Annotated in this window: 28 protein-coding genes, 2 tRNA genes, 2 rRNA genes and 1 pseudogene; 9 read left to right on the top strand and 24 right to left on the bottom strand. The window is 52.3% G+C overall.

Annotation, left to right across the window (positions count from 1 at the left end):
• Positions 1 to 136 precede the first annotated feature (136 nt).
• Together groL and groES are read right to left on the bottom strand one after the other, a co-directional pair.
• Positions 137 to 1777, bottom strand: coding sequence for a chaperonin GroEL (gene groL, locus KNP81_RS11890; RefSeq protein WP_214720086.1), 1641 nt, complete (start codon positions 1775 to 1777; stop codon positions 137 to 139).
• A gap of 42 nt (positions 1778 to 1819) precedes the next feature.
• Positions 1820 to 2104 carry a co-chaperone GroES gene (gene groES / locus KNP81_RS11885; protein WP_021065365.1) on the bottom strand — a complete coding sequence of 95 codons (285 nt, stop codon included), beginning with the start codon at positions 2102 to 2104 and terminating at the stop codon, positions 1820 to 1822.
• Positions 2105 to 2317: 213 nt separating this feature from the next.
• Here groES and KNP81_RS11880 point away from each other — a divergent pair, with 213 nt between their 5' ends.
• Positions 2318 to 3013 carry a CPBP family intramembrane glutamic endopeptidase gene (locus tag KNP81_RS11880; protein ID WP_251130348.1) on the top strand — a complete coding sequence of 232 codons (696 nt, stop codon included), beginning with the start codon at positions 2318 to 2320 and terminating at the stop codon, positions 3011 to 3013.
• Between the two features lie 16 nt (positions 3014 to 3029).
• Positions 3030 to 3239, top strand: a complete 210-nt coding sequence (locus tag KNP81_RS11875; protein WP_021065367.1) for a YdiK family protein — start codon at positions 3030 to 3032, stop codon at positions 3237 to 3239.
• Between the two features lie 31 nt (positions 3240 to 3270).
• On the opposite strand, the gene KNP81_RS11870 is transcribed toward KNP81_RS11875, so the two are convergent.
• A complete protein-coding gene (locus KNP81_RS11870) occupies positions 3271 to 3660 on the bottom strand; it encodes a hypothetical protein (protein ID WP_214720085.1) in 390 nt (129 codons plus the stop codon).
• Between the two features lie 16 nt (positions 3661 to 3676).
• On the bottom strand, positions 3677 to 5302 hold the full coding sequence (locus KNP81_RS11865; protein ID WP_214720084.1) for an ABC transporter substrate-binding protein: 1626 nt from the start codon (positions 5300 to 5302) through the stop codon (positions 3677 to 3679).
• 103 nt (positions 5303 to 5405) lie between these two features.
• Here KNP81_RS11865 and KNP81_RS11860 point away from each other — a divergent pair, with 103 nt between their 5' ends.
• On the top strand, positions 5406 to 6641 hold the full coding sequence (locus KNP81_RS11860; RefSeq protein WP_214720083.1) for an MDR family MFS transporter: 1236 nt from the start codon (positions 5406 to 5408) through the stop codon (positions 6639 to 6641).
• Between the two features lie 58 nt (positions 6642 to 6699).
• On the opposite strand, the gene KNP81_RS11855 is transcribed toward KNP81_RS11860, so the two are convergent.
• Positions 6700 to 7107 (bottom strand): hypothetical protein, encoded by a 408-nt coding sequence (locus tag KNP81_RS11855; RefSeq protein ID WP_214720082.1) that lies wholly within the window; start codon positions 7105 to 7107, stop codon positions 6700 to 6702.
• A complete protein-coding gene (locus tag KNP81_RS11850; RefSeq protein WP_021065374.1) occupies positions 7104 to 7262 on the bottom strand; it encodes a hypothetical protein in 159 nt (52 codons plus the stop codon). The genes KNP81_RS11855 and KNP81_RS11850 overlap by 4 nt, the downstream gene beginning before the upstream one ends.
• A 154-nt stretch (positions 7263 to 7416) precedes the next feature.
• Between KNP81_RS11850 and KNP81_RS11845 the strand changes: the two genes are divergently transcribed.
• Positions 7417 to 7740, top strand: coding sequence for a TM2 domain-containing protein (locus KNP81_RS11845; protein ID WP_380082604.1), 324 nt, complete (start codon positions 7417 to 7419; stop codon positions 7738 to 7740).
• A gap of 39 nt (positions 7741 to 7779) precedes the next feature.
• Here the strand turns inward: KNP81_RS11845 and KNP81_RS11840 are convergent.
• Positions 7780 to 8367 (bottom strand): annotated as a pseudogene (locus KNP81_RS11840) (NADPH-dependent F420 reductase); the annotation flags it as partial.
• Positions 8368 to 8523: 156 nt separating this feature from the next.
• Here KNP81_RS11840 and KNP81_RS11835 point away from each other — a divergent pair.
• A complete protein-coding gene (locus KNP81_RS11835) occupies positions 8524 to 8706 on the top strand; it encodes a PspC domain-containing protein (RefSeq protein WP_214720079.1) in 183 nt (60 codons plus the stop codon).
• Positions 8707 to 8738: 32 nt separating this feature from the next.
• Here KNP81_RS11835 and KNP81_RS11830 read toward each other — a convergent pair whose 3' ends face one another.
• The 5 genes from KNP81_RS11830 to KNP81_RS11810 all read right to left on the bottom strand — a co-directional run bounded on the left by KNP81_RS11830 (position 8739) and on the right by KNP81_RS11810 (position 12360).
• Positions 8739 to 10085: an FAD-dependent oxidoreductase gene (locus KNP81_RS11830; RefSeq protein WP_058765575.1), complete on the bottom strand. Its 1347-nt coding sequence runs from the start codon at positions 10083 to 10085 to the stop codon at positions 8739 to 8741.
• Between the two features lie 191 nt (positions 10086 to 10276).
• Entirely contained in the window at positions 10277 to 10570 is a 294-nt protein-coding gene (locus KNP81_RS11825) for a hypothetical protein (protein WP_214716539.1), read from the bottom strand.
• 124 nt (positions 10571 to 10694) lie between these two features.
• Positions 10695 to 11483 carry a twin-arginine translocase subunit TatC gene (gene tatC, locus KNP81_RS11820; RefSeq protein WP_058765572.1) on the bottom strand — a complete coding sequence of 263 codons (789 nt, stop codon included), beginning with the start codon at positions 11481 to 11483 and terminating at the stop codon, positions 10695 to 10697.
• A 2-nt stretch (positions 11484 to 11485) separates the two neighbouring features.
• Positions 11486 to 11704, bottom strand: a complete 219-nt coding sequence (locus KNP81_RS11815; RefSeq protein WP_021065382.1) for a twin-arginine translocase TatA/TatE family subunit — start codon at positions 11702 to 11704, stop codon at positions 11486 to 11488.
• Positions 11704 to 12360, bottom strand: a complete 657-nt coding sequence (locus KNP81_RS11810) for a redox-sensing transcriptional repressor Rex (protein WP_214716537.1) — start codon at positions 12358 to 12360, stop codon at positions 11704 to 11706. The genes KNP81_RS11815 and KNP81_RS11810 overlap by 1 nt, the downstream gene beginning before the upstream one ends.
• Positions 12361 to 12509: 149 nt before the next feature.
• Here KNP81_RS11810 and KNP81_RS11805 point away from each other — a divergent pair, with 149 nt between their 5' ends.
• Positions 12510 to 14411: an ABC-F family ATP-binding cassette domain-containing protein gene (locus KNP81_RS11805; protein WP_214716535.1), complete on the top strand. Its 1902-nt coding sequence runs from the start codon at positions 12510 to 12512 to the stop codon at positions 14409 to 14411.
• Positions 14408 to 14815 (top strand): hypothetical protein, encoded by a 408-nt coding sequence (locus KNP81_RS11800; RefSeq protein WP_214716533.1) that lies wholly within the window; start codon positions 14408 to 14410, stop codon positions 14813 to 14815. The genes KNP81_RS11805 and KNP81_RS11800 overlap by 4 nt, the downstream gene beginning before the upstream one ends.
• A 47-nt stretch (positions 14816 to 14862) precedes the next feature.
• Here KNP81_RS11800 and KNP81_RS11795 read toward each other — a convergent pair whose 3' ends face one another.
• The 7 genes from KNP81_RS11795 to KNP81_RS11765 form a co-directional block, all read right to left on the bottom strand.
• Positions 14863 to 15429: a hypothetical protein gene (locus tag KNP81_RS11795; RefSeq protein WP_214720078.1), complete on the bottom strand. Its 567-nt coding sequence runs from the start codon at positions 15427 to 15429 to the stop codon at positions 14863 to 14865.
• 14 nt (positions 15430 to 15443) lie between these two features.
• Entirely contained in the window at positions 15444 to 16466 is a 1023-nt protein-coding gene (gene tsaD / locus KNP81_RS11790; protein ID WP_214720077.1) for a tRNA (adenosine(37)-N6)-threonylcarbamoyltransferase complex transferase subunit TsaD, read from the bottom strand.
• A complete protein-coding gene (gene rimI / locus KNP81_RS11785) occupies positions 16463 to 16924 on the bottom strand; it encodes a ribosomal protein S18-alanine N-acetyltransferase (protein WP_214720076.1) in 462 nt (153 codons plus the stop codon). The genes tsaD and rimI overlap by 4 nt, the downstream gene beginning before the upstream one ends.
• Positions 16917 to 17573, bottom strand: a complete 657-nt coding sequence (tsaB, locus tag KNP81_RS11780) for a tRNA (adenosine(37)-N6)-threonylcarbamoyltransferase complex dimerization subunit type 1 TsaB (RefSeq protein WP_214720075.1) — start codon at positions 17571 to 17573, stop codon at positions 16917 to 16919. Before tsaB ends, rimI begins: the two co-directional genes overlap by 8 nt.
• On the bottom strand, positions 17570 to 18019 hold the full coding sequence (tsaE, locus tag KNP81_RS11775) for a tRNA (adenosine(37)-N6)-threonylcarbamoyltransferase complex ATPase subunit type 1 TsaE (RefSeq protein ID WP_214716513.1): 450 nt from the start codon (positions 18017 to 18019) through the stop codon (positions 17570 to 17572). The genes tsaB and tsaE overlap by 4 nt, the downstream gene beginning before the upstream one ends.
• Positions 18020 to 18125: 106 nt before the next feature.
• A tRNA-Met gene (locus KNP81_RS11770) sits at positions 18126 to 18202 on the bottom strand.
• Between the two features lie 25 nt (positions 18203 to 18227).
• A tRNA-Met gene (locus tag KNP81_RS11765) sits at positions 18228 to 18304 on the bottom strand.
• 139 nt (positions 18305 to 18443) lie between these two features.
• Between KNP81_RS11765 and KNP81_RS11760 the strand changes: the two genes are divergently transcribed.
• Positions 18444 to 19223, top strand: a complete 780-nt coding sequence (locus tag KNP81_RS11760; protein ID WP_214720074.1) for a sporulation protein — start codon at positions 18444 to 18446, stop codon at positions 19221 to 19223.
• Here KNP81_RS11760 and KNP81_RS11755 read toward each other — a convergent pair.
• On the bottom strand, positions 19218 to 19853 hold the full coding sequence (locus KNP81_RS11755) for a uridine kinase family protein (protein WP_214720073.1): 636 nt from the start codon (positions 19851 to 19853) through the stop codon (positions 19218 to 19220). The genes KNP81_RS11760 and KNP81_RS11755 overlap by 6 nt on opposite strands.
• Positions 19854 to 19904: 51 nt before the next feature.
• On the opposite strand from KNP81_RS11755, the gene KNP81_RS11750 reads away from it, so the two are divergent.
• Positions 19905 to 20282, top strand: a complete 378-nt coding sequence (locus tag KNP81_RS11750; protein ID WP_214720072.1) for an HIT family protein — start codon at positions 19905 to 19907, stop codon at positions 20280 to 20282.
• A gap of 9 nt (positions 20283 to 20291) precedes the next feature.
• On the opposite strand, the gene KNP81_RS11745 is transcribed toward KNP81_RS11750, so the two are convergent.
• The 4 genes from KNP81_RS11745 to rrf (KNP81_RS11730) form a co-directional block, all read right to left on the bottom strand.
• Entirely contained in the window at positions 20292 to 21230 is a 939-nt protein-coding gene (locus tag KNP81_RS11745) for a coiled-coil domain-containing protein (protein WP_214720071.1), read from the bottom strand.
• Positions 21223 to 22092, bottom strand: a complete 870-nt coding sequence (locus KNP81_RS11740) for a GNAT family N-acetyltransferase (RefSeq protein WP_214720070.1) — start codon at positions 22090 to 22092, stop codon at positions 21223 to 21225. Before KNP81_RS11740 ends, KNP81_RS11745 begins: the two co-directional genes overlap by 8 nt.
• A 104-nt stretch (positions 22093 to 22196) precedes the next feature.
• Positions 22197 to 22312 (bottom strand): 5S ribosomal RNA (gene rrf / locus KNP81_RS11735).
• Positions 22313 to 22426: 114 nt separating this feature from the next.
• Positions 22427 to 22523 (bottom strand): 5S ribosomal RNA (rrf, locus tag KNP81_RS11730); the annotation flags it as partial.

The raw sequence follows: 22523 nt of genomic DNA, 5'->3' as shown, positions 1-22523 counted from the left end.
CTAATTTTGAATGTTTAATAACTAAAAATCAATTATTTATTGAATATAAATATCTCATTCAATATAGTTTTAACAGACACAAAAAAAGGAGAAGCTCTATAGTTCAAGCTTCTCCCTTCAAGTATTAAGAATAGACTTACATCATTCCGCCCATTCCGCCCATACCGCCCATGTCAGGCATGCCGCCGCCAGCGCCTGCTGGTTCTGGCTTGTCTGCGATGACTGCTTCTGTTGTGAGGAACATGGCTGATACTGACGCTGCGTTTTGAAGCGCTGAGCGCGTCACTTTCGCCGGATCGACGATACCGTGTGCGATCATGTCGACGTACTCGCCAGTCGCAGCGTTGTAGCCGATGCCGACCGACTCGTTCTTGAGTTTCTCGACGATGACCGAACCTTCTTCACCCGCGTTTTCCGCGATTTGACGGACCGGTGCTTCGAGGGCACGGAGGACGAGTTTCACACCTGTCGCTTCATCCGCTGTTACTTCTGCAAGCAACGCACGAACGGCTGGGATGACGTTGATGAACGCCGTACCACCACCGGCGACGATCCCTTCTTCGACGGCTGCGCGTGTCGCATTGAGCGCGTCTTCGATGCGGAGCTTACGTTCTTTAAGTTCCGTCTCTGTCGCTGCGCCGACTTTGACGACGGCTACGCCGCCTGCAAGTTTCGCGAGACGCTCTTGGAGTTTCTCACGGTCGAAGTCAGATGATGTCTCTTCGATTTGGTTGCGAATCGTTTGAACGCGTGCTTTGATTGCCGCTTCGTCCCCAGCACCTTCGACGATTGTTGTCGTGTCTTTCGTGACGACAACTTTCGATGCGCGTCCGAGCTGTTGAAGCGTTGCCGACTTGAGCTCGAGGCCGAGGTCTTCAGTGATGACTTGGCCGCCTGTGAGCGTCGCGAGGTCTTCGAGCATCGCTTTACGACGGTCGCCGAAGCCTGGTGCCTTGACCGCGACCGCGTTGAACGTACCACGGAGCTTGTTCAAGACGAGTGTCGCGAGCGCATCGCCTTCGATGTCTTCTGCAACGATTAAGATTGGTTTCCCTTGTTGCACGACTTGCTCGAGCACTGGGATGATTTCTTGGATGTTCGAAATCTTCTTATCCGTGATCAAGATGAACGGGTTGTCGAGCACCGCTTCCATCTTGTCTGAATCTGAGATCATGTATGGTGACAAGTAACCACGGTCGAACTGCATCCCTTCGACGACGTCGAGTTCTGTCGTGAAACCGCGTGACTCTTCAATCGTGATGACGCCGTCGTTGCCGACGCGCTCCATCGCTTCCGCGATCAACTCGCCGACTTCTTCGTCCGCTGCCGAGATGGCTGCGACTTGCGCGATCGCTTCTTTTGACTCGATCGGTTTCGAGATCTCTTTTAGCTCTTCGAGCGCACGACGAACCGCTTTGTCGATTCCTTTACGGAGGATCATCGGGTTCGCGCCCGCTGTCACGTTTTTGAGACCTTCACGAATCATCGCTTGAGCGAGGACTGTCGCTGTTGTCGTACCGTCCCCTGCGACTTCGTTCGTCTTCGAGGCGACTTCAGCAACGAGCTTCGCGCCCATGTTTTCGAAGTGGTCTTCGAGTTCGATTTCTTTCGCGATCGTCACGCCGTCATTCGTGATGAGCGGTGAGCCGAACTTTTTCTCAAGGACAACGTTACGTCCTTTCGGTCCGATTGTGACTTTTACCGCGTCAGCGAGTGCGTCGACACCGCGAAGCATCGCATGACGTGCGTCTTCTGAGAATTTGATTTCTTTTGCCATTGTTCATTTCCCCCTAGAAAAGTTTTTGAAAAATGGTGAGTCTTAGCCTACGATTGCGAGAATGTCGCTCTCTCGAACGATTAAGTATTCTTTGCCTTCATGCTTCACTTCGGTACCCGCGTACTTCGAGTAGATGACCAAATCATTTTCTTTGACGTCGAGCGCGATCCGCTCACCTTGGTCCGTGACGCGGCCTGTACCGACTGCGAGGACGCGTCCTTGTTGCGGCTTCTCTTTCGCCGTGTCAGGAAGCACGATGCCTCCGATCGTCTTTTCTTCTTTCTCCACGACTTCGATGATGACGCGATCGCCTAGTGGTTTTAACATAGAAAAAACCTCCTCCGAATATGAATGATGTATCGTTGAATCGTAAGTTTTAGCACTCATCAAAAAGGAGTGCTAACACTGATTAGTGTAGTATGAGACGACTGAAAATGCAAGCGGGAACATCAAAAAAATGCTTCCACTCGCGGTCAAGAGACCTTATTTGATACAATGGTCAAAAGGAACGTTGACTCTTAGGAATAAGGACGTGTTCAATTGGCTACACTAAACTCAAACCAATCGATAAATACCCGTTTTTCGATGGCGCCTAACATTCGGCTCCGGCATATCATCCCGATTCTGCTGTATGCGTTTGTTCAATTCTTTCCAGTATTGATTAGCGGAGTGCGTCCAGAATGGATCACACCGACCGCAACCGGGCTTTGGTTCGCCATCGGGTTCAGCTTGACGATCATCATCTCCGTCTTCTTGCTCTGGCCCGACTTGAAGCTATATAAGCAGCAAGGCATCCAGTCGAATCTGAACGACACGGTCAAATGGATTGGGCTCGGGATTCTCATGCAATACGGGCTCGTCATCGTCGCCAACTTAATTGAGACGTGGATCTCAGGTGACGTCATGGGGTCCCAGAACACCGAGGAAATCGCGGATATTGTCCGTCTCGTCCCAGTCATGACGCTCTCGGTCGTCTTGCTCGGACCGATCATGGAAGAGATTCTGTTCCGTCATATCTTGTTCGGCAACTTGAGCGCCCGCTTCGGGTTCTGGATTGCGTTTGCGGTCAGCTCGCTCTTGTTTGCGCTCATCCACGGGGACAACAAGATTCTCGTTTACGTGGCGATGAGCTTCGCCTTCACGGTCGCTTATGCCAAGACGCGTCGCTTGATCGTGCCAATCGCGATTCACGCGTTTAACAACGCGCTCGTCATGGTCGTATTATTCTTAATGTAGAAATGAGGTGGCATTGATGCCGCGACACTTAAAAGTTATGTTTTTGTTCAGTCTCTCATTCGGGATTCTGTTCACCGTCCTCGCCTACTACTCGGTGCAAGAGTACGGCTTCAGCTTCTGGACGTACTTCATCATCGCCGTAGCCGCGTATGACTTCTTCAAGGTATATCAGATTTTAACGCTCGCCCGAAAAGCGAAAAAAGAAAAGACCGATAAATCGGCATAACTAAAAGACCAAGCGCGCAGCTTGGTCTTTTTTAGTGTCGAATCACGTTGGACGTATCACTCAACTCGTCTCGATACACGCTCCGGATGAACAATCCGTTCAGCGTCAATCCGACCCCTAGAACGAGATAAATCGTATCCAGCAACGGCACGCGTGGCTCATCAAAGAAAAAGACGGCGATGATAAACACGAGCATGAGGCCCATACCGAACCATGTCACGAGTGACTGGTTGACGGCGGCACGAATCGTCACATTCGTTTCTTTGTCGAGTTTGCTCAATTGCTGTTCATAGTAAGCCGATAACGTGACGCCGAATCCAGTCGCAGCAATCCACACCAATTCCCCGTTCCAAAACCCCAGACCGAACAAGACAGGCCATCCTATCAATAACACGATAAACCAGTTTCGGGTCAGCTTCATTTTTCTCCCTCTTTCTTTACGATGGAATCCACAATTTCGCAAAATCAAAATACCCGAAGATATCAATACAGACATCCTTCAACTCGACCGGGAACGGGATCGTCCGCTCCTCGTTATAGAGCGGAATGAAATAAGATCCCTCCTTCAACTCCCGCTCGATTTGCTGATGGAGCGGCAACCAGTCCTCGAACGGCAGCTCATCGTATTGACGGACCCGTTCCGTCATCCCGTCGATGTGACGCAACAACTCACGCGGCGGTGAATAGTCGCTCGTCAAAAATTGCTCGAAACCGAGCGAGATATTGCGCTCATAAATCTCGCCATGGACGATCAAATCGACCCGGTCGAAATACGTCGTGTCATGTATCGTATCCTTGAAACTGACCGGCACCCACTCATACGAGATCCCGTGTCGCGTCAACATGTCGGCGATCCACATCGACACCGTCGACGTGAAGTCCGTCTGTTTGATGCGAATCGGACGGTCGAACGTCACTGCTGGTCCTTCTGGAATTTCATACGTCTCGCTCGCATCGCCGAGGAAGCCGCGGTCGTTCGGGATCTTTCGATTGTCGAGCGACCCGACATCCGGTCGAATCTCCGCAATGAGTCGGTGGATGTAATGTCGCGCCTCGTCCCGCTCGAACACCCCGCCCGGCTGACTGTTCAAAAATACGAGATTGAAACCCGATGGCGTCGAGATATAGCCCGTCTCTCCGGAGTCTCGCGACGAGATCCGGTATGTCGGGTCATAGCCGTCAGGCACCTGTAAAAATTCCACACGATCGAGCAACGCCCGGACGCCAAAATAGTTCTCGAACGCCGCGAGCACCGTCTTCTCGGCATCATGCCGCTCCAACAGGAACGGCCCCGTCCCGATCGTATCTTTGGCGATGCTCGTATGAATCATCGAGAGCCGCGGCACGAATGAGTTGCGGCGCCGGTCGAGCGTCACATCGACCTGATATGGACCGTTTGACGACACGCGTCGGACGTGACGATATGTATGACGATAAGCCGGAGACTGGAAGAGCGCCCGCAAGCTTTTTGTCACGTCTTTACTCGTCATGAGCGAGCCGTCGTGAAACCGGACGCTCTTACGAAGGAACAAGACGAGCGTGTCCCCGCACCATTCGTAGTGATGGGCCAGTTCCCCCGTCACTTGCCCGGATGCATCGATTGTGAACAGGCGGTTGAACACGTTTTGGACGAGGTGGGCGCTATGGATGTCGGCCGCCTCGAGCGGGTGCGTCGTCAGAAAGTTGCGCCGCCGTGGAATGATGAGGGCGTCACTCGATGTCTGGACGTAGCCGAACTTCTTCTCGAGCTGACGCATGAAGCGCCCGGCCTGCGCCGGTGACCAGTCCCATTCGAGCTGGTTCGTCACGGCCTCGATTGACTCGGTCTCCATCCGCTTCAATAACTGTTCAGCCAACTCGCTCTCCACATGGCGCAACCAGACGAGCTGACTGACGTTGCCACGTCCGAGCCCGCTCGTATAGGTGAGCCAACCTTCCTCTTGCCAGCGAAGCAAGTGCCGCCTCGTCTGTTTGGCACTTAAATGGATGGCGTCCGCCATGTCCGCAATCGTGTAATGCCCGTTTCGACATTGCTTCCATAAACTAAACAAGTAGGCATCCATGCCCATTCCCCCTCACCAAAAGTGGACATCATCCCCTCGATTCGTCCATTTTCAAGTTCTGTTGTCTTGTTTATGATACAGGTACAGAATGGAAGGTGACAATATGAAATGGAAAGAAATACCTCGCCCAATTAAAGTTCGACTCATCACATCGTTTTTTAATCGCTCTGTCTCATTCGCCATCATGCCGTTCATGGCACTGTTGTTCGTCAACGCGTTCAACGAGTTAATCGCGGGTGTCTTCCTGATCACGCTCGTCTGCCTCGGCTATGTCATCGGGTTGTTGGGTGGCTATCTCGCCGACCGCTTCTCCCGCAAACAGTTGCTCGTCCTTACGTCGAGCATCACGGCCTGTATGTTCCTCACGATGACGCTCTGCCTCATGATGGACCAGATGATTGTGTTCATGGTCGCGTATACGATCTTCACGGTGACGAGCAACCTCGGACGTCCTGCCATGAGTGCCATCATCATCGATGCGACGACGCCGGAGAACCGGAAAGCCGTCTATGCCCTCGACTACTGGTTAATCAACTTATCGATTGCAATCGGAACAGCTATCGGCGGTTGGCTCTACGTCAGCAATCAGCTGTTACTGTTTTGGATTTTGACCGTGACGTCGTCGACGCTTCCAATCGCCTATGCGATTTTCCTCGAAGACACGAAGCGGACGTGGACGTCGCAACGACTCAAGCTCGTCTTCGTCGATATCTTCCAAAGCTATCAAATCGCTTGGCGCGACCGTCCGTTCGTCAAAGTCGTCTTCGGCTCGATGTGCATCCTTGCCGCCGAGTTTTCGATGGGAAGCTACGTCGCCGTCCGGCTCGCCGACTCGTTCGAGCCGATGTCCATCAACGATTGGGCAATCAACGGGGTGCGGATGTTCAGCCTCATCCAAATCGAGAACACGCTGATTGTCGTCGCATTGACGTTCATGATTCAACGTCTCGCTTCTCGATTCTCCAACAAACAGGCGTTGCTCGGCGGGTTGTTACTGTACATGATCGGCTATGCCGTCATCACGAGCGCGAACTCGATGACGCTCTTGCTCGGGTTCATGCTTCTCGCAACGTTTGGTGAGTTATTGTATTCACCCGTTTTGAACACGGAGAAAGCGAACATGATGCCCAAAGACCAACGTGGCGCCTACTCGGCGTTCGCAGGCACATCGTTCGCCGGTGCCGACTTCATGTCGCGCTCGACGATCCTCATCGGCGCACTCCTCTCTCCGTTCATGATGAGCGTCTATATCGGCTTGGTCGTCTGTATCGGCTGCTTCTTGGTGTATACAGGCATCTATGTGAAAGAAACGTTGGCCTTGAATCAAAAAGCTTCATAAAGCACACATCACCACATGATAAAAAGGATCAATGCGGCACGTGTCGCATTGATCCTTTTTATTCACTCAGCTCGGTTCCAATCTCTCCTTCTGGCATAAAGAACCACAGCCCAATCCCTTTCAGCCCGAACACGAACGCCAATCCATAATACATGAGTGCTTCGAGCGAGTAGGTCAACGTATCCACGAAGAACGAGACGAAGAGTCCAATCATTAAGGCGACGATGACGCCTCGTAATGTCAGTTCACTTGATTCACGTCCGATGGCACGAAATGCTTCCTCACCAAGTGTCGCCGCGATGTCACGGCGCCACGCATAAAACAGAGTCGCAGCCAGCGCCAGAGTCATATCTGGCACGTTACCACCTAAGACATCCATGATGGTGAGCCCGAGCATAATGAACATCCCGAGTTTCAATGCATCTTCATTTGTATAGGTCACTCGAGGTTTCAAAAACTTGTTCATAGGACGATGAACCCCACCGTCAATAGACCATATACGAAACCGAGCACGATCACACTGATGGCAATCGATTTATATTGCGGATACTTATGTAACACGACCGCTCCAGCGATGACGTGAATAAACGCGACGATGAACGTCACAATCGCAAAACCCATTCGGTTGTTCCTCGCTTCCAAAAATAAATAATAGAAAATCATGGGAATTCATCCGTTTCCCGGTACAATAAAGACTGCATTCATTATATCAATTTTTGGAAAGAAGGCACATCACATCATGAATTATTCACGTATCGATTTATCGACAGAGGAAATGCTCCTCGTCAACAGCGAAGTCGAGAAAAAGAAGCGCAATCTCGTCGTCGCGTACTTGCTTTGGTTCTTCCTCGGCGGTTTCGGCGCACACCGTTTCTACTTTAAAAAGACAGGTAGCGCCCTTGGGATGCTAGCTCTTACGGTTGGTTCAATCATCCTTACCGTCGTCTTGATTGGTTTCGTTGGATTGTTCGTAGCAGGCATTTGGGCGCTCATCGACGCGTTCCTCATGCCAGGTTGGCAACAACGCGAAGTCGAAGCGATCGAGCGCGAAACGATCGAGTCGTTGAAGACTCGCTCTGAGCGCCAAGCTGCCTTTTAACGACCAGACGGTCACGCCAACGCGTGACCGTCTTTTCTGTTAGAAGCTGTTCTCTTTCAAGTAGAACGCAAAGTTCCGGTGCTTCCGTTCTTTCGTCGCGTAATGAATCCATAACCACGCGAGCGACTCGAGCTCACGCGCTAGCTTCAAGTGCCGCAGCGTATGGGCGTCGAAGCCGATCTTCGAGGCGAGGTCTTGGACGGCTCGGACCGACTCCTGCTCGTCACCGGCGATGAACATCATCGACATGTTCGGATTTTCCAAGTTCTCGACGCCGGTCTGATTGAACGCCTTGACGATGCGGACGTGTGGCGCAAGTTCTTGCAGATGCTCGGCCCCCGACTTCCCTTCCGGCCGCTCGATGGCGTCAAACTCTTTGGCGATCGGATTCGTCACATCGATGACAATCTTGTCGTCCAAGTCCCGGAGCGATTGAATCAAATCGACGGCCGCCGCGAACGGCGTCGTCAATAACAAAATCTGTGCGTTCGACGCCACTTCTTGGAGCGACATCGTCCCTTCCCGTTCTGAACGTGTCCCATACAACACTTCATAGCCGACGTCCTCGAACTTGCGCCCGAGCGTCCGTCCGACTTTCCCTGCTCCTAAAATACCAATCTTCATGTAGTCCGACTCCCCTTCACAGTTCTTCGTCTGCGTGCCGTAGCCTTTCTCTTACCCCTTCCCCGGCTTCAGACGAAGAAAAACCTGTGTGCATTGTACGCTTGCCACCAATTTATATGGTAAAATTTTCATATCATAGTTGAGATAGGAGCCACGCTTATGCAACGTCCGCTTCGTAAATCCGCCGCGAACCGCTCTCTCTTTGGTGTCTGCGGCGGCATCGCTGAATACTTCGACTTGTCGCCCCTCGGCGTTCGTCTGCTCTTTTTAATCGTACCGGGGAACGTCCTCATCTACATGATTCTCGCCAACTCGATGAAGGACGCCCCACGCTATCTATAAAAAAACTCGGAAGCCGCGGCTCCCGAGTTTTTTTATGCGTTGACTTTATCTTTCATCGCCGCGAGCGCCCCACTGTTGATGAAGTGCCATGGCTTGTTGTAGTGCGGTTGGAAGAAGAAGTCGACATAGGCGAGCTCTTCAACCGTCATCTCGTTTTGGATGGCGAGCGACAACGTGTTGACCGCTTGCGTCATGTCCGCTTTCGAGAGGACTTGTCCGCCGACGACGCGGTGTGTGCCGACTTCATAGACGAGTTTGAACTGAACCGGTTCAGCCGTCGGCATGAACTCCGGACGGTACGCATCCTCAATCACAACACTCTCAACGTCGAGGCCGAACAGTCCAGCTGCTTCTTCTGTAAGTCCAGACGAGGCAATGTTCCAATCGTAGAGACGGAGACCTGACGTTCCTTGCGTCCCTTGATAACGGACACGCGGTGCGATCAAGTTCTCGGCGACGAGCGTCCCCATGCGGACGGCGTTCGTCGCGAGCGGGATGTAGGCATGTGTGCGCGCCGGGTTGTAATAGACGGCACAGCTGTCACCAGCCGCGAAGACGTCCGGGTTGCTCGTGCGCATATATTCGTCGACGATAATGGCGCCGTTGCCGAGCATGTCGACTTGGCCTTGAAGGAGTCCCGTGTTTGGGCGGAAGCCGACACAGAGGATGACGAGGTCGGCCTCGAACTCACCTTTATCGGTCACGACGTGCGTGACGTTTCCATCTGTCCCACGGAACGCTTCGACCGTCTGGCCGAGTTCGAGGTCGATGCCGCGTGACGTCATGTCTGCCTCGAGTTGGTCTGTGAACGACTTGTCGAGATACTTGTTCAAGATGCGGTCGGCACTATCGATGAACGTGACGTGTTTGCCGTACACTTCGAACGCCTCGACGAGCTCGACACCGATATAGCCGGCACCGATGACGGCGATGTTCGTCGCGTCTTTTGCCCGCTCGATGATGCGTTGGGCGTGGCCATAGTTTTTGCAGAGCTCAATCCCAGTCATCTCGATGCCAGGAAGCGTCGGGACGATCGGCCATGAACCAGTCGTGACAATCAAACGGTCGAACGTGTCATAGACGTCTTCTCCCGTGTCGAGGTTTTTCGCATGGACCGTCTTCGCCTCCGTATCGATGTTCAACACGTCGTGCTTCATGCGCATCGTCGCGCCGAGTTCTTCGAGCTCGGTCGGTGACGCGTAAAAGAGCTCTTCCGCACGTTTGACGACACCGCCGACGTGGAGGGCGATCCCACACGAGAGGAAGCTGACGTTGTCGTTCCGCTCATACACCGTGATGTCGAGATTGTCGTGCTTGGCGAGTAATCCTTTGACTGCTGCTGTTCCTGCGTGTGTACATCCGATGACTGCGATTTTCATATGGTTGTCTCTCCTTTGAGTGTTAGGCAAGTTAGTTTTTGTGATAAACATCACATTCACTTTCTGAACTTAGTGTACTATTTCACAAGAAGGTTTGACAATCCTTTTGCTCACTTTTTCACGTAATTATGTCTAAAGTTTGAACGGCTGGTGTGACAACAAAAAACCGCTCCGCAACCGGAACGGTTCATTCATGAATGGGTCGTGCGTCTTGCTTTAAACCAGTGGTAAGTGACGACGCCGATATAGGTGAGGAGGCCGATTACATACAGACTAATGCCAATAAAAATCCACCCCAGAGCGTCCCAACCACGGACGCAGACGAGTCCGATGATACACGATACGTATCCCGCGAGGAGCAACATCAACGAGAAGACGAGTCTCCGCTTGAATCGCGATTTCAAAAAGTTCAGTCCGGCAATCAGCAACATTGTCGTCAACACGCCGATGATGATGAGTTCATCCCCGTAGTACTCCCAAGCCATCGCTTCTCCCCCTGACTGATGTTTAAGTAGTTTTATCGTATCACGTGGGTCCAATGTTTATCTTGTTGTTAAAAACATTTATTCCCAATCACAAAAAAAGCATCGTCCCGTTAAAGAACGATGCTTACTTCTCATTCATTTGTTTCATCAAATCGACTTGCTCTTTCACCATCGCCTCTTTCTCACGACGGAGCACGCCCCGGTACGTGATGCGTGAGATCGACAAGCTAATCTCGTACAAGAAGAAGAGCGGCAGCGACACCATGAGGTGCGACGTCAAATCCGGCGGCGTGATGAATGCCGCGATGACGAACAAGGCGAAGTACGCATACTTCCGAATCGATGACAGGAAGTACGGTGTCACGACACCGATGCGCGTCAAGAACATCGTCACGACCGGCAACTGGAATAACAGTCCGAATGGAATGGTCAGTTGCAGCAAGAACGTGAAGTAGTTCGACGCCCCGATGATTTGCGTCAGACCGAGGTCTTGCCCGAGGTCCGTCGAGATATCGAGGACGAGCGGGAACAACCAATAGTAGGCGAACGCAAGACCGATCAGGAACAAGATGAAGATGATCGGGATATAAGCGAGCGTCGCTTTCCGCTCGTTCGGATGCAGACCAGGTGCGACGAACGCCCACAGTTGATACAGTAGAAACGGACCGGATGCGACGAGACCGATGACGAGCGCCAAGTTCAAGTAAATCATGAGCGGGTCCGCGACCCCAAAGGCGTTCAGCTCAAGCCCTCGTTCGACGAGGTCCGCCTGCAGATAGGCGAGCACGTATTTGACACTCGGCAAAGCGATTAGAAAGAAGGCAAAGACGACAAATGCCGACAGCATCAGTCGTCTCCGCAGCTCTGTCAAGTGGTCGGACAGCGCCCGCTCTTGATCAGGTTGATGATTCATGATTACTGCTCTTTCTTCTCAAGTTCTTTCTTATCTTTCTCGTCATGTTCGTTCATCATGCCGTTTGTGGCATTTTTGAACTCACGGAGCGTTTGTCCGGCGGCGCGTCCGAATTCAGGCAATTTCTTCGGCCCGAAGATGATAAGCGCGACGATGGCGATAATGAAGATACTCGCTCCCCCAGGAATACCGACGACGAGCAACGATGATAGTAATTCCATTATTGATGGACCCCCTCAGCAGATGGATAGTGTTGCATAAAGTAAATGAGCGACTGGAGTTCGATCGACAAGTCGATGTGGTGGACGCGGACCGTATCCGGCACAGTAAGTCTGGCCGGTGTGAAGTTCAAGATGCCGCGAATACCGAAGCGGACCAAGTCGTCCGCGACCGGTTGCGCATAGGCAGACGGCACCGTGAGAATGGCGACGTCAATCTTGTTCTGTTTCATGATCTGTTCCATCTCATCAACGTGATGAATCGGGACACCGGACATCGTCGTGCCGACTTTTGTCTCGTCTGCGTCGAACCCGACGACGATATGTGTGTTATTGTTTTTAAGGAAGTTATAGTTGACGAAAGCTGTCCCAAGATGACCAACCCCGACCAAGGCGACGTTCGTAATCTCGTCCTGATTCAGTGTCTTACGGAAAAAGTCTAACAGATACTGTACGTTATAGCCATATCCCTTTTTCCCGAGCGCACCGAAGTACGAAAAATCGCGACGGATTGTGGCCGAATCGACCTTGACCGCCTCGCTCAGTTCAGCAGAAGAGACACGCTGTTTTCCTGATGAATGTAGGCTTTGGATAAACCGATAGTATAGTGGCAACCGTTTGGCTGTCGCTTGCGGAATCTTTGGTTCGTTTTGACTCAACGGAAAGAGCCTCCTTTTTACGACGCGTTTCAAACGAATCTAATTTCATACACCTTGATTGTAAACGAATTCACATGACCACTCAATGAATATACCTGAAATGGGGAAGAAATAAAGTATACTAAATAGAGAGAAAGGGGTTTTTTCACTTGATCCTACTGCAAGTCAATAACTTATCGAAATCATTCGGCGTCGAACCGATTTTAGAGAACGTCAAACTCGAAATTCAAGAAGGCGAACGCGTCGCGCTCGTCGGCCGTAACGGTGCCGGCAAGTCGACACTGCTCAAAGTCATCGCCGGGGAATACAACTACGACTCGGGCGACATCATGAAGCCGAAAGACGTCACCATCGGCTACCTGGCCCAAGACTCAGGACTCGAATCCAACGAGACGATTTGGAATGAGATGCTTACTGTCTTCACCGATTTAATCGAACAAGAAAAGACGCTGCGCCGCATGGAGCAAGACATGGGTTCCGAGCGCATCTTGAACGACCCGGCCGCCTATGAGCGCCTCTTGTCGTCTTACGATGAAGAACAGCATACGTTCAAAGACCGTGGCGGCTATCAATATGAGGCGACGATCCGCTCTGTCCTTCACGGGATGCGGTTCTATCCGGACGACTTCGAACGCCGCATCGATACGCTCTCCGGCGGACAGCGGACACGTCTCGCTCTCGCCAAGATGCTGCTCCAAAGTCCAGACCTGCTCATCTTGGATGAGCCGACGAACCACTTGGACATCGAGACACTCGGCTGGCTTGAGAAGTATTTGAGCGGCTATAAAGGCGCCGTCCTCATCGTCTCCCACGACCGCTACTTCCTCGACCGCGTCGTCTCGGTCGTCTATGAGTTGTCGCGCCACCGGAGCCGTCGCTTCGTCGGCAACTACACGAAGTACCTTGAACAGAAGGCTGCCATTTACGAGCAAGAGAAGAAACAGTTCGAGTCGCAACAAGAAGAGATTGCCAAGATGCAGGACTTCATCCAGCGTAACATCGCCCGGGCGACGACGACGAAGCGGGCACAGAGTGTCCGTAAACGGCTCGAGAAAGTCGACCGGATGGAAGCGCCGGACGGTGATGAGCGCAGCGCCGTCCTCTCGTTCTCAATCAAACGTCAAAGCGGGAACGACGTATTGAGCGGCAGCGACCTCGCCATCGGCTATGAAGAACCGATCGCCCAAAATCTCCGCTTCCAATTGCAGCGCGGCGAATCGGTCGCCCTCGTCGGCCCGAACGGAGTCGGCAAATCAACGCTCCTGAAAGTGTTGACGAAACAACAGCCGCCCCTTACCGGTGACATCCGCTACGGCACCGGCGTCGAAATCGGCTACTACGACCAGGAGCAACAGAACTTGTCGGACGCCAACCGTGTCATCGACGAGATTTGGAACGACTGGCCGCTCATGCGCGAACAAGAAGTGCGGAGTCTGCTTGGACAGTTCCTGTTCAGCGGTGACGATGTCATGAAACGTGTCCATGAACTGTCGGGTGGTGAACGGGCCCGCTTGACGCTCGCGAAACTAAAGCTCGAGCAACCGAACTTGCTCATCTTGGATGAGCCGACGAACCACTTGGACCTCGATTCGAAGATGATTCTCGAGAACGCCCTCGTCGACTATCCGGGCACAATTCTGTTCGTGTCGCACGACCGCTACTTCATCGATCGGCTCGCGACGCGCGTCTTAGAGATCACGCCGAACGGCATCGACGAGTATCTCGGCGATTATTCATATTACGTCGAGAAGAAAGAAGAACTCGAAGACCTGGCCCGACTCGCCCGCGAAGAGACGAAACAAGTCATCGTCAAGAAGCAGCGCGCCGACAAGGAACAGCAACGTGAGGAACGCCGGATGAAACAACGGATCGAGGAAATCGAGCTCACCATCGAACAACACGAGGCCCGTCTCGAGGAAATCGAGCAGCTCTTGTGTGAACCGGACGTCTTCAACGACTTCGCTCGGGCGCAGGAACTGTCGACCGAGTCCGATGCGACGAAAGAATCGATCACGGCACTGTATGCAGAATGGGAGGAGCTCCATTCATGATGCGATTCCGTGCGATGCGAATCGAATGGATGCATGCTTTCCTGACCGGTCTCGCCTATATCGTGCCGACGGGGACGGAATTCGTATCCGAACTGATTCGTGGGGAGCCGACGGTCGTCCCGTCGTTCCTGTTTTATTTCTTGCCGGTCGTCATCGGCTTCATCATCCAGACGTGGAGCGGGATTGTGATCAGCTTGTTGAGCGGCCTGCTCATGAGCACGCTGTTCATCCGCCTCGTCGTCTGGCCGGTCGATGTGACCGTGCACAGCTTTTACACCCCAGGCTCAGTGTGGGGACACTTCTATCAGTCAACGCTCCTCATGTGGCTGCTCGCCCTGCTCGTCTTCATCGTGAGTTGGGTGAATATGTGGCACAAACAGAACAAACATCATCCGGACGTATAAAAAAGGGAAGCCGTCTCCAAGTTGGAGACCGGCTTCCCTTTTAACAGTTAGAAATAACGTAGCGGTTGGAACCCGCGTGTATGGAAGTCGAGCTTGAGACCGTCTTCCGTGATAAAGAACACGTACTCGTTCGTATCGACGTCACGGACGAACACTTTATAGAACGTGAGCGCCTCCTCACGGTTCGTCACATACTTCGCCTCATGCGTCGAGATGACTTGCGCGAACAGTTGCTCTTCGTCAAACTCGTTGACGATATCCTCGAACTTGGCCGCTTCCTCTTCGGTCGCTTCCCGGCCCGGGCCAATCTCATAATACGCGTCGCTCGCTTTCGGTTGGACGCCGAGATTGCGGTCGACGACGATGACACTCTCGATGTCCTGATCGTCTAGGCTCTTATAACCGTACAACGTCTCGACGAGCGTGTTCTCACCTGTGACCCGGCCGATGCCTTCGATTGATTCCGCTCCCGTGAGCGACCGGACGCGTGTCGCTTCCGGTACGATTTCTTCTTGATAAGCGATATTATAAGCGCGGATAATCTCTCGTACTTGCAAAAACGTCGCGACGACGAGCAGTACGACCAGACCTCCAATGATGATGCGTTTCGTCATGTCTCTATTTCCCCCTAGACTGTCATGCTCTCTTCTAAGGATAACCCAGGAACCGCATTCATCGCCAGTGTATCGCGCTTTCCGCGCACATACGCGTGGTGTGCCGCCACCCCAATCATACCGGCGTTGTCTCCGCATAGATCAAGTGGTGGGATGACGAGGCGGATGCCTTCGCGGTCCGTCGCTTCTTGAAGCGCAGCACGGAGTCCACGATTGGCCGCAACGCCACCTGCGACGAGAAGTTGTTTCGCGCCTTTTTCGTTTACGGCACGAATCGCTTTCTCGACGAGCACTTCGACAACGCTCGCTTGGAAACTGGCCGCCAAGTTTTCTGGGATGACCGTCTCCCCACGCTGTTCGGCGTTATGGACGGCATTGATGACTGACGACTTGAGCCCGCTGAAACTGAAGTCAAAACTTCCTGCTTCGAGCCGGACCCGTGGGAACTTATACGTGTCTTCCCCGTTAGCCGCGAGACGGTCGATGGCCGGGCCACCCGGGTAAGGCAGGCTGAGCGTCCGTGCGACTTTGTCGTACGCTTCTCCAGCCGCATCGTCACGCGTCTCACCGATGACTTCAAACACACCGTGCTCGGGCATATAGACGAGCTCCGTATGTCCTCCTGAAACGACGAGACAGACGAGTGGGAACTCCATCTCTTCAACGAGTTCGTTCGCGTAAATATGTCCGGCGATATGGTGGACGCCGATGAGCGGTTTACTATGGGCGAATGCGAGTGCCTTAGCCGCACTGATGCCGACGAGCAGCGCCCCGACGAGACCTGGTCCTTGCGTGACCGCGACGGCGTCGACGTCTTGCATCGTCACGCCGGCTTCACTGAGGGCGTCGTCGATGACGTACGTGATTCGTTCGACGTGGTGGCGCGAGGCGACCTCGGGCACGACCCCACCGAACCGTTTATGACTTTCAATCTGCGACGAGACGACGTTCGATAAAAGTGTCTTGCCGTCACGCACTAGCGCGACTGACGTCTCATCACAGCTCGACTCAATCGCGAGAATGAGCGATGTGTTCATTCTGATTCACTTCCTAACTTCGCCCAGTAGATATAGGCGTCTTCATTATTGTCTTGATAATACCGTTTCCGGCGACCGGCGTTTTCGAAACCGAACTGTTCATACAGCTTTTGGGCACCGATATTCGAGACGCGCACTTCGAGCGTGAGCGCCGCCAGTGACTTCGAGCGAGCAAATTCAACGAGTTGCGTCAATAGCAGATTGCCGATGCCTTGCCCGCGATATTCCGGTAGGACGGCAATGTTCGTAATATGTCCTTCGTCCACGATTTGCCAGACGCCGACGAATCCGACGACGCGACGTTCATGGACGGCGACAAAATAGACGGCCTGCTCATTCTTGAGCATCTCGTTCATGAACGCTTCTTTCGTCCATGGGATGGCGAAGGACGCTTCTTCGACTTTGGTCACTTCCTCGACGTCGAGCCAATTCATACGGCGAATTTTAATGTCAGCCATTGTTTTGTCCCTCGAGCCATTTCGCTTCCGCTTCAGCGAGGCGGAGATACTCAGGTTCAAACGCATGGACATCGTCCGTCACGTCACCTAAGGCGACGAGATCGCTCGCACGTCCATAGCTGTGAGCAGCCGGGGCTTCTGTATAGTCGTAAGACGCGAGCGCGTCACGGAACGGCTCGACGTCACCGACGACGACAAACGGTCCTGTCATATTAGCTTCAAGCCAAGTTACGACAGAGGCGTGACAATCCGGTGAGACGGCCTCGTTCTGTTGATAGTGGCCGATATAGGCATTGCCACGGCGGGCGTCGATGAGTGAGACGACCGGGAGCTCCGTGTTCGGCGCCGCCGCCATGAGACGGAGTGCCGAAACCCCGACGAGCGGGAGTTGGAGCGTGTAGGCGAGCGTCTTCGCGGTCGTGACACCGATGCGGATGCCCGTATACGATCCAGGCCCCGTCGTCACGACGATGCGCTCGAGCTCGGTCGGTGTCCATTTGACCGCGTTCATCAGTTGTTCAATCATCGGCATAAGCGTGACGGCATGGTTTTTCGAGACCATGACCGTCGCTTCGGCTTGGATTTGTCCGTGTTCACTGAGGGCGACGGATAGACGTGTCGTCGACGTGTCCATCATCAATTGCTTCATGCGAGCACCTCCTTCACGAGCGCATCGTATGCGTCACCGACGGGCGCGAACGTCAGTTGACGCTCCTCGTCCCCGATCCGCTCGATGGTGATAGCAAGCCGCTCCGTCGGAAGCGATGACTCGATCAAGTTTGACCATTCGACGATGGCGACTCCATCGCCGTTGATATATTCTTCAAGGCCGATATCGTCCCCTGTGTCTTCGAGACGATAGACGTCCATATGATAGAGCGGCAAGCGCCCCTGATACTGCTTCATGATCGTGAACGTCGGGCTGTTGACGTTGCGCGTGACACCGAGACCTTTGCCAAAGCCTTGGGTGAACGTCGTCTTCCCGGCACCGAGGTCACCGTTCAACGTTATGACCGTCCCGGCTTTGACGAGTGTGGCCAACTTCTCTGCCACTGCCTGCGTCTCGGCCGCAGAATGGGTAATCAATGTATACATGATGTTTCTCCTTTAGTCGGTTCTAGCGATACGTACTCATTGTACACTCAATTTTACGCAAAAAAAAACACGAAACGTCATCGTTTCGCTATCTCATTTAAAAAATTGGTTGCGGGGGCTGGATTTGAACCAACGACCTTCGGGTTATGAGCCCGACGAGCTACCAGACTGCTCCACCCCGCGACGACATATGAAATTAAATAAAAATTGGTTGCGGGGGCCGGATTTGAACCGACGACCTTCGGGTTATGAGCCCGACGAGCTACCAGACTGCTCCACCCCGCGATGGTTTGAATTGTTTCGACATCCTCTATAATAAGTGAAGTAGTTATATAATGCAACCTTTTTCTTCATGTTTTTTCAGAATTGGAATCGGGAACATTTTAGAGAGTACAATTTATAAGAGAAAAGGAGCGCGACCGTCATGTCGAAATGGGGTAATCGCTTTAAAAAATGGTTCTTTTCCGAACTGGACGCATCCGTCTATTTTCACACCGTCCCGTTCATTCCGAACGAGACCGTCCATGGAACACTGCGGGTGTTGAACACCACTTCGCATGTCGTGCGGCTGCAAGAGTTGACGCTCAATTTTATGACGACGTTCAAAGATATCACGCTCGAAGGCAACGAGTTTAATCGGGAGGCCGACTTGCAAGAAGTCCCAATCGCCCTATCGGCCGTGCTCGAACCAGGTGCTGAAGAACACATCCCGTTCACGTTCGATTTGACGATGTATGCCCCCTCCACCGCCGGAGCTCCATATAGCGTCGAAGCGACCGTTTGGGACACCGATGGAAAACGGGTCTGGTTCGATGTCATCGAGAAAGTCGAAGTCGAACCGCTCCCTGCCTTGAAACGATTATTGGAGGCGACTGAACACGCCGGGCTCGAACTCATGTTCGTCCGTAACGTCATCGACCCGATTGGAGAAGAACGACCGTATCCGTTCGTCGAGAAGTATGGATTCAAACCGGTCGGTGATTGGGCCGACGAGTTCGAAGTCGTCAAATCGTTCTGGCGGGTCGACGAGGACGGGGTCGACGTCTATTACTGGCTCGACAATATCGAGAAGCAACGTACACTCGAGTCAATCGCCAATGACGTCACGATGCGCCATCGCTCGCTCACGTGGGACCAACTCGAGCGCGAGCAAGACCGGCTCGGCCTCGGCATTCAAGAGACGTTACGCAGCCATCGCTCATGAAGAACGGTGGTTTTCAATTGTCCAAATATCATTACTCGTCGAGACGATGGTTTGGAACTTCTCGCGCTGCGGATGCATGAACAGCTCGTATTGGAGTCGACGCTCGTCGTGTGACGCCTTTAAGTACGCGATGTCCATTCCTCGTTGTTGGACGTCGCGCACGGAACGTCGCGCAAACTCGGTGTCGCTGTCGGTATATAGATAAACCGACACATCCCACCAATCAGATGCAAGAAACGCGACGCTCATGCCTTCGATGATCGTGATCTGCTTTGTCGAGTCAATCCACGTTCGTTCAAGGTATGGAACGTCAATCGTATAGAAGCCGATGCCTTCACGTACCATGCGGACATCACGCTCAAGTGACAGCAAGTGGTGTGCCGCCGGATGACAGGCTGTCATCTTGTAATGATGTGCCTGCCCGTCGACCTTGTAATCGAGCATGGCACTTTTCCGTAACGTCGAGTCCGTGATATATGGGTCGGTGTTAATGTAGTTCACGTCTCCAAGACTCGCTCGTAAAGCGTCAGCGAATGTCGACTTCCCCGCACCCCCGTGCCCTGAGATGCCAATAATCGTGCGGTGCTCGCGCTTGACCTGGGCAACAATTCTATCAATCAATTCATTCATACTGCTCCCCCTTTTGATACACTTTATACAGAAAGGAAGTGTACCAATCCGATGTCAACTTGTCCATTTTGTCATCCGCAACTAGATCCGTCTCAGACGATTGTCGCCGAGAATGAGACATGTTACTTTTTGATGAACGACCGTGAGCAGGACGTGCTCGTCGGCTCTGGCGTCATCGTCCCGAAACAACATCGCGCAACGACGTTCGACCTCACGCCTTCGGAATGGCACGATACATATGTATTGCTTCACGAAGCGAAGTCATTCCTCGAGGAGACATATGGCCCTGACGGCTATACGCTCGGTTGGAATGTGGGTACCGCTTCAAATCAAACAGTTCCGCATGCTCACTTGCACGTCATCCCTCGTTACGCCGACGGCCCGCACGCGGGTAAAGGATTACGTCATTGGTTGAAACGACCAGAATGACCAAACAGCTCATCGTGTGAGGATGAGCTGTTTTCGTTTCGTTTCGGTTTCTTCAAGTTGTCGCTCCAGCCGTTCCACTTCTCTCGTCATTTTCTCGATGAGTTGAGTGATTTCACGGTCAAGACCTTTTACCTTGTCGAGCGAATCATTGATTCGTCCATGCATCGTCCACTCGGAAAAGATATCATCGAGGAAGTAGTCAGCGAATTGAATGAGCGAACCGCGTTCAATGTGTAAGCCGCTGACAACTCCTTTCACATCAGCCAATTCCCGCGAGAAGCGCTCAAGCGCAGCTTGAAGTTCATGCATCTTCCGTTCCGAAGCATCGATGGCGTCATGTTTCATTGCAGTCGCAATCAATCCACCTCCAAAGAACGTATCATACGTCGACCAACCTTTCGCACTATCGAGATGTTTGAGTGTTTTGGAGATGGCCGTTCGCGCTGAGTTCCCGGCAACGATAGCTTCTTTATATTCAACAACTAACTCGGTCATTTTCACCTGTTGATCCGTGAGGCGATATAACTCTTCCCTAACAGTAGAATCTTGCTTCAAATGAGTTTCCTTCTCTTTTATGAACGTTTCCCATTCCGCGTCAATTCCATTATAGGTCTCAAACGTCTCATATAAGTCACGACGTTCAAGCGCTAACTCATCCAACATCGCCTCGTGTTCCCGTAATTTCAATTCGGCCCGGGCCGCCTCTTCCAACTCAATCGTTTTTTGTTCGTTGAATGTTCCCCGGAGCTTACGCCACGCATTGACGAGCGAGAATGAATCTAAGTCGTAGACGTCACGCTGTTCCTTCGTGAACGAATTGAGAAGTTGTTTTCGTACAGCTTCGTGTTCGGCAATTTGTTTATCGAGTGTCTTTAATTTACGAGCGAGTCGGTCCCGTTCGGCCATCTGTTGTTGTAAGTCGTGCTGTGTTTGGTAGAGATCACTCATAGCGTTTCATTCCTCCCGTTTCTTTTCGATGATGTTCCAACAGATCTTTGACGTTCACCCCGTCAATCGTTAAGCCATCAATCGATGAGTCCTCGATGCGGACACCATCGAGCCGACAGTTTTCAAAGATTGTGTTCGTCAGATTCGTATGGAAAAACGTCGTCGGTCTCCCTGACTCGTACATGGTGACGAAACGATACTGAGAACCGGATAGATTCAAATCATCGAACTCCGTCTCCCTGAAGTTGATATTCCGAAATTGACTCTTCGTGAAATTACAGTTGCTTGCCTGAAGCTCTGAGACATTACTATTCGTTATGGAGACACGGCTCGCATCCACCCCATACGCTTGAGCACCTGTGATTGAACGCTCTTCATAGCGCAATACCATGTAATCTGTTCGTTGTTGCACTCGCTTGACGAAACAAACTTCTTCATCTGATTCGAAGACGGATTGATAACCAGCAGCCCGATAAAATGCTACGTTGTTAGGTTGGGCTGTGGATGTCTCCAACTCCCAAATTCGAACAGTCGGATGAAGCTTCTCGATTGACTGTAGTGCCTGTTTCCCAATCCCTTTACCTTGTCTGTATGGGTGAATAAAGATGCGGTCAATCCGTCCGTAATCTTGCCCTGTAAACGTCACGACGGCTCCCCCGATGACTTGTCCTTCAAGCTCGATGACATAGCATACCAGTTGTTCAATCAAGTACAGGCTCATCGCCTCGTCATCATAACCGGGTGGCTCAATATTTAAGTCCCGGTATGGCAACCGGAGACGATCTGCCTCTTGTTTGAAACTCGCCCGTGAGACCTCAGTAAACATTCTCTGGTCCGAGGCTGTGGCTCTACGTATGTACATGATGATTTCCCCCTCTTCACGTTTTTATACGAGAAGAGAGATGTAAAGGTTTCGGGAACGACAAAAAGGACGATTGAGCAGATGCTCAATCGTCCTTTGCGTTGGCCTAGCAACGTCCTATCCTCACAGGAGGAGACCCCCAACTACTTTCGGCGCTGAAGTACTTAACTTCCGTGTTCGGCATGGGAACGGGTGTGACCACTTCGCTATCGCCACTAGACAATTATTATATTAGCATATCGATTAGGATATAGCAATACTATTAGGTAATTTTGTTTAAAATAATCACATAAAGAAAGACGACCGAGCGGATGCTCGATCGTCTTTCGCGTTGGCCTGGCAACGTCCTATCCTCACAGGGGGAGACCCCCAACTACTTTCGGCGCTGAAGCGCTTAACTTCCGTGTTCGGCATGGGAACGGGTGTGGCCG

Source organism: Exiguobacterium sp. s149, from assembly GCF_018618395.1.
Taxonomy (GTDB): Bacteria; Bacillota; Bacilli; order Exiguobacteriales; family Exiguobacteriaceae; genus Exiguobacterium; species Exiguobacterium chiriqhucha.
This window is presented reverse-complemented; position numbering and strand designations above follow the sequence as displayed.